Below are 5,579 nucleotides of genomic sequence, written 5' to 3'. Positions count from 1 at the left end.
ATAATGCCATTTTCCTTTAATTTTGATGTACGTTTCATCCATTTTCCATGAATAAAAGGATTTTTTATTTTTCTTTTTCCAAATTTGATAGAGTAGTTTGCCATATTCTTGCACCCAACGATAAATCGTCGTATGAGAAACGTTAATGTCACGATCATATAAGATTTCTTGAACTTCACGATAGCTAAGGTTATAACGAAGATAGTAGCCCACGGCTACAATAATCACATCCTGCTGAAATTGCTTTCCTTTAAAATGATTCATCGTCATTCCTCCTGCTATCTTTTTCTATTATTCTACCTTATTTGATAGTAGATTTAAAACTTTGCAACAGAACCTTTCTACTCATTGGATGATGACCATGTAAAAAATCTCATAAAAATTGCTTTTGCACACCAAAAGGAGGTCGTTAAAGTTGAGTGAAACAATAACATCAGCAGAGAAAAATGTGTACCGAGTTGAGGGGTTCTCTTGCGCAAACTGTGCCGGGAAGTTCGAGAGAAACGTCAAAGACATACCAGGAGTACAGGACGCCAAAGTGAACTTCGGCGCCTCCAAGATCTCCGTTTACGGCGAGCCAACGATCGAAGAGCTAGAAAAAGCGGGTGCTTTTGAGAACTTGAAAGTAATTCCGGAAAAAACGAGACGTCAAGTACCACAAGAGATGAATCAAGAAAAAAATGTATACCGAGTTCAAGGTTTTTCATGTGCAAATTGTGCAGGGAAATTTGAAAGAAATGTTAAAGAGCTTCCAGGTGTTCAAGATGCCAAGGTAAACTTTGGGGCATCAAAAATATCGGTTTATGGTGAAACTTCCATTGAAGAATTAGAAAAGGCTGGCGCTTTTGAAAACTTAAAGGTGGCTCCTGATGAACGGAGACAACAGGCTTCTCAAGAGGGTAAAGAGGTTAAAAAAGAAGAAAAAGTGCCATTCTATAAAAAACAGAGCACTTTACTCTATTCAGCCTTATTTCTTGTCTTTGGTTACCTTTCCTCATCTGTTAATGGGGATGAGAACATTGTTACTACATTATTATTTGTAGCATCTATGTTAATCGGAGGATTATCACTCTTTAAAGTCGGTTTACAAAACTTGATTCATTTTGACTTTGACATGAAAACCCTTATGACAGTAGCTGTTATAGGTGGTGCCATTATAGGAGAATGGGCTGAAGTTTCCCTTGTTGTCATACTCTTTGCGATTAGTGAAGCTCTGGAACGGTTTTCTATGGACAAAGCTAGACAATCGATTCGTTCATTAATGGACATCGCGCCAAAGGAAGCCCTTGTAAGGCGGAATGGGCAAGAAATCATGATCCATGTTGATGATATCATGGTTGGAGATATTATGATTGTTAAACCTGGTCAAAAGATTGCCATGGATGGTGTCGTTGTCAGTGGTTACTCTGCCGTCAATCAGGCAGCTATAACAGGTGAGTCAGTCCCTGTTGCCAAAATCGTTGATGATGAAGTATTTGCTGGTACTTTAAATGAAGAAGGGTTACTTGAAGTAAAAATAACCAAACTAGTAGAAGATACAACGATTTCTAAAATTATTCATCTTGTAGAGGAAGCCCAAGGGGAACGCGCTCCATCTCAAGCGTTTGTTGAAAAATTCGCTAAATATTATACACCAATCATAATGGTCATTGCTGCATTAGTTGCTATAGTCCCGCCTTTATTCTTTGATGGCAGTTGGGAAACATGGGTTTATCAAGGGTTAGCTGTTCTTGTTGTTGGTTGCCCTTGTGCGTTGGTCATATCGACTCCTATTTCTATTGTTTCAGCGATTGGGAATGCTGCGAAAAAAGGTGTCCTTGTAAAAGGAGGGGTTTATTTAGAAGAATTGGGAGCCTTAAAGGCCATCGCATTTGATAAAACCGGTACACTGACAAAAGGTGTTCCAGTTGTAACAGACTTTACAGTATTAAATAAAAAAATGGAAGAGAAAGAATTGCTTTCCATCATTACAGCTCTTGAGTACCGTTCGCAGCACCCTCTTGCTTCAGCGATTATGAAAAAAGCAGAACAAGAAAATATCTCTTATTCAGATGTAAATGTGGAGGATTTTTCTTCTATTACGGGTCGAGGTATAAAAGGGTTTATAAACGGAACAACCTATTATATAGGCAGTCCAAAACTTTTCAAGGAATTATTTGTTCCCGACTTTAGCCAAGAGTTCGAGGATAAGGTTAGACACCTCCAAAATCAAGGGAAAACTGCGATGATAATTGGTACAGAACAAAATATTCTTGCAGTTATTGCCGTAGCAGATGAAGTTCGTGAATCAAGCAAAGATGTGATTCAAAAGCTACATCAGTTAGGGATCAAACAAACAATAATGCTAACTGGCGATAATCAAGGTACTGCAAAGGCAATAGGAGAGCATGTTGGAGTATCTGATATTCAGGCAGAATTAATGCCTCAAGATAAATTGGATTATATCAAACAGTTACGATCAGAGCATGGGAATGTAGCCATGGTTGGTGACGGTGTTAACGATGCTCCGGCATTGGCAGCTTCTACAGTTGGAATAGCAATGGGTGGTGCTGGTACAGATACAGCTATTGAGACGGCAGACGTTGCGTTAATGGGAGATGATTTGAGAAAACTTCCATTTGCTGTAAAACTAAGCCGTAAAGCTCTAAATATAATTAAGGCTAACATTACCTTTGCTATTGCTATTAAAGTCATTGCATTACTACTAGTTATACCTGGTTGGCTAACGCTTTGGATTGCCATTCTTTCAGATATGGGGGCAACTCTTTTGGTAGCATTAAATAGTTTACGACTTATGCGGGTTAAAGAATAAAAGTGAAGGCTTTCCGTTTGTTTGGAAAGCCTCTTTCTCATAATTTTCAAATAGTTGATTTGATTTAGATAGAAACCTTTCAAATAGGGTATATGTAAAAATATCAGGTTATGTAGATGAATAGTTAAAATCTTTACATAATACTTTAAAATCGGTAGGAGGAAACAAAGATGACTGAGAAAGCACAAAAAGACGTAGATGTGTTAATTATAGGCGCGGGATCAGGCGGTTACGTTGCTGCCATACGCGCTGCTCAATTAGGAAGAAAAGTGGTCTTGGTGGATAAAGCAGAATTGGGAGGGGTTTGCCTTAATCGAGGATGTATTCCGTCAAAAGCTCTGATAAGTGCATCTGAACGAGTAAAACATATTAGACATGCAAATGCAATGGGCATTAAGGTTTCTGGCGATGTTCAAGTAGAAATGCCAGAAGTAGTGAAATGGAAGGACGGGATCGTGAGCAAGCTCACAAACGGGGTACAGACCTTGTTGAAAGGTAATGGAGTCGAAGTAATAAGCGGAGAAGCTTATCTCACTGAACCTCATACTGTAAGGATAAGAACCGAAAACGGTGAGCAGTTCTATTCGTACAACGACTTAATCCTTGCCATAGGATCCTTGCCAACTGAGTTAAAAAATATGCCATTTGATAGAAAAAGGATTATCTCTTCAACGGAGGCATTGACGCTTCAGGAAATACCGAAGCATTTGATTGTAGTGGGTGGCGGTTATATCGGTTTAGAATTGGGGACTGCTTATGCCAAATTTGGGGCTAAGGTGACCATCCTTGAGGGAACCGATACAATTCTCCCGGGTACGGATTCTATGCTTACAAATGTAGTAAAACGCCATTTGAAGGAGCTTGGAGTCACCGTTATAACGAATGCTTTCGTCCAAGGCGGAGAGAATACAGGTAATGAAGTAAATGTTCAGGTTCAGGTAAATGGGAAGGACGAAATTGTTAACGGGGACTATTGTCTAGTTTCCATTGGAAGAAAACCCAATACAGGGAACAGTGGCTTGGAAAACATCGGGGTCGAATTAGACCAGCGCGGTTTTATTAAAATCAATGAAAAATGTCAAACGAATGTTGAACATGTCTATGCTATTGGAGACTGTGCAGGCGGTCATCTTCTTGCCCATAAAGCTAGTTACGAAGGGAAAATCGCTGCAGAAGTGATTAGTGGGATGAAGAGTGCGATTGATTTCCAAGCAATGCCTTTTGTCATCTTTAGTGACCCAGAAGTCGCTTATACAGGGCTAACGGAGAGCGAGGCAAAGGCAAAGGGATATGAAACGATTGCCAGCCGTTTTCCGTTCCAAGCAAACGGAAGAGCTCTATCTGTTTCGGACGCTGATGGTTTTGTCCAGATTGTCGCGGAGAAGAACACCAACCTGGTGCTAGGTGTGCAAATGGTAGGACCAGAGGTATCCTCTCTCATTGCTGAAGCAGTCTTTGCAATTGAGGCCGGAGCAACTGCAGAAGATCTCAGCCTCACCATCCATGCACATCCAACCTTGCCGGAACCCCTCATGGAAGCTGCGGAAGGGGTTTTGGGGCATGCTATCCACATGCTCAATAAGAAACAGTAAGTAGAAACAAAAAAGCTGGGACAATCAATGTTCCCTGATTGAAGAAAAAAGAAAGCTAGTAAAACCTTAATCTGGACTCTATAAAGTGAGCTCTTAAAAAGAGATCCTTTATAGAGTCTTTTTTTGTACCCACAATGGAAGCTAAAGAAGCTGATTCCGGTGGAATACCGGAATCAGCTTCTGAGATAAACTGCCTGAGCTCTCTTTAGTTATCCTTGGCTTGGAGCCTAGCTTAGCCATTTTTGCCTGCCTATCCAGCAACCCGGCAGTTCATTTCCTTTTCGCCCCTTCCTAATCCCTTTTGGACGTAGTTCCCTCTTCTTTTTCGAAAAAGAGGAGGTAGACGATCATGGTACCCACTCCGATGGTGAGGAAAACATCTGCCACGTTGAATATCGGGAAATCAATGAAATCGAATCGGAGCATATCCACCACATAGCCGAGACGCATGCGGTCAATGAAGTTGCCCAAAGCCCCCGCCAGGATGAAGGAGAAGCTGATACCGGCCAAAATGCTCCTTTGCGGCAGGTTATGGAAGGTGTAGACCAGATACCCCACCACCAGGACGGTGATGATGAAGAAGAGGCCCATCCTCCCTTGCAATATCCCCCAGGCGGCCCCACGGTTCTGGATGTAGTACAGGGAAAAAATATTTGGGATAACTTCCAGCTCATCGTACAAGGCGAAATTCTGGACGATTCCCCACTTCACTAGTTGATCTATGGCAATCAAAACAGCTGCCAGTAAGTAATATAAAATCATACAGCAACCTCTCTTTATCAGTAATACAAGCACTATTCATTGTAGACGACAGGAACGAGGAAGTATAGTTCTTCGTCGGAACATTATTCGCCTACTGGTTCTGTTGCAAAGTTTTAAATAAAGAATAAAATCCCTTACGGTATCTATGATTTAAGCTGGGATTCCCAATAATACCTTGATTTCAGTACAGACCGAAAACCCGAAGAGAGTGCCTTCTTTTCGGGTTTTCTTATATAATCCTCGAATGGCTTCCATGCCTTTAATCGTGGTAGAGGCAGTGGGTAAACTTCGATAGAATTTATTGCGTCTCTTTACTGGACGATGGTCTTGTTCAATCAAATTATTCAGGTATTTAATGGTACGATGTTCTGTCCCTTGATAAAAGCCGTATTCTTTTAGTTTCTTAAAGGCAC

General features: G+C 40.9%; 5 protein-coding genes. 2 read left to right on the top strand and 3 right to left on the bottom strand.

Features of this window, described 5'->3' with window-relative positions:
• The coding region (locus BM212_RS11835; RefSeq protein WP_146238712.1) for an IS6 family transposase at positions 1-264 on the bottom strand (264 nt) is incomplete at its 3' end.
• 151 nt (positions 265-415) lie between these two features.
• Here BM212_RS11835 and BM212_RS11830 point away from each other — a divergent pair.
• Together BM212_RS11830 and lpdA are read left to right on the top strand one after the other, a co-directional pair.
• Positions 416-2,812, top strand: a complete 2,397-nt coding sequence (locus tag BM212_RS11830; RefSeq protein WP_083540455.1) for a heavy metal translocating P-type ATPase — start codon at positions 416-418, stop codon at positions 2,810-2,812.
• 170 nt (positions 2,813-2,982) lie between these two features.
• Positions 2,983-4,404: a dihydrolipoyl dehydrogenase gene (gene lpdA, locus BM212_RS11825; protein WP_072693708.1), complete on the top strand. Its 1,422-nt coding sequence runs from the start codon at positions 2,983-2,985 to the stop codon at positions 4,402-4,404.
• A gap of 291 nt (positions 4,405-4,695) precedes the next feature.
• Here lpdA and lspA read toward each other — a convergent pair whose 3' ends face one another.
• Positions 4,696-5,166: a signal peptidase II gene (gene lspA / locus BM212_RS11820; protein WP_007725803.1), complete on the bottom strand. Its 471-nt coding sequence runs from the start codon at positions 5,164-5,166 to the stop codon at positions 4,696-4,698.
• Positions 5,167-5,316: 150 nt separating this feature from the next.
• Positions 5,317-5,579 (bottom strand): DDE-type integrase/transposase/recombinase (locus BM212_RS11815; RefSeq protein WP_143744957.1); only part of this gene is annotated, 263 nt, incomplete at its 5' end.

It is taken from the genome of Marinilactibacillus piezotolerans (assembly GCF_900114235.1).
In the GTDB taxonomy this organism is placed as follows: domain Bacteria; phylum Bacillota; class Bacilli; order Lactobacillales; family Carnobacteriaceae_A; genus Marinilactibacillus; species Marinilactibacillus piezotolerans.
Note: the sequence above shows the minus strand (reverse complement) of the source record. Positions and strands in the feature narration are given on the sequence as shown.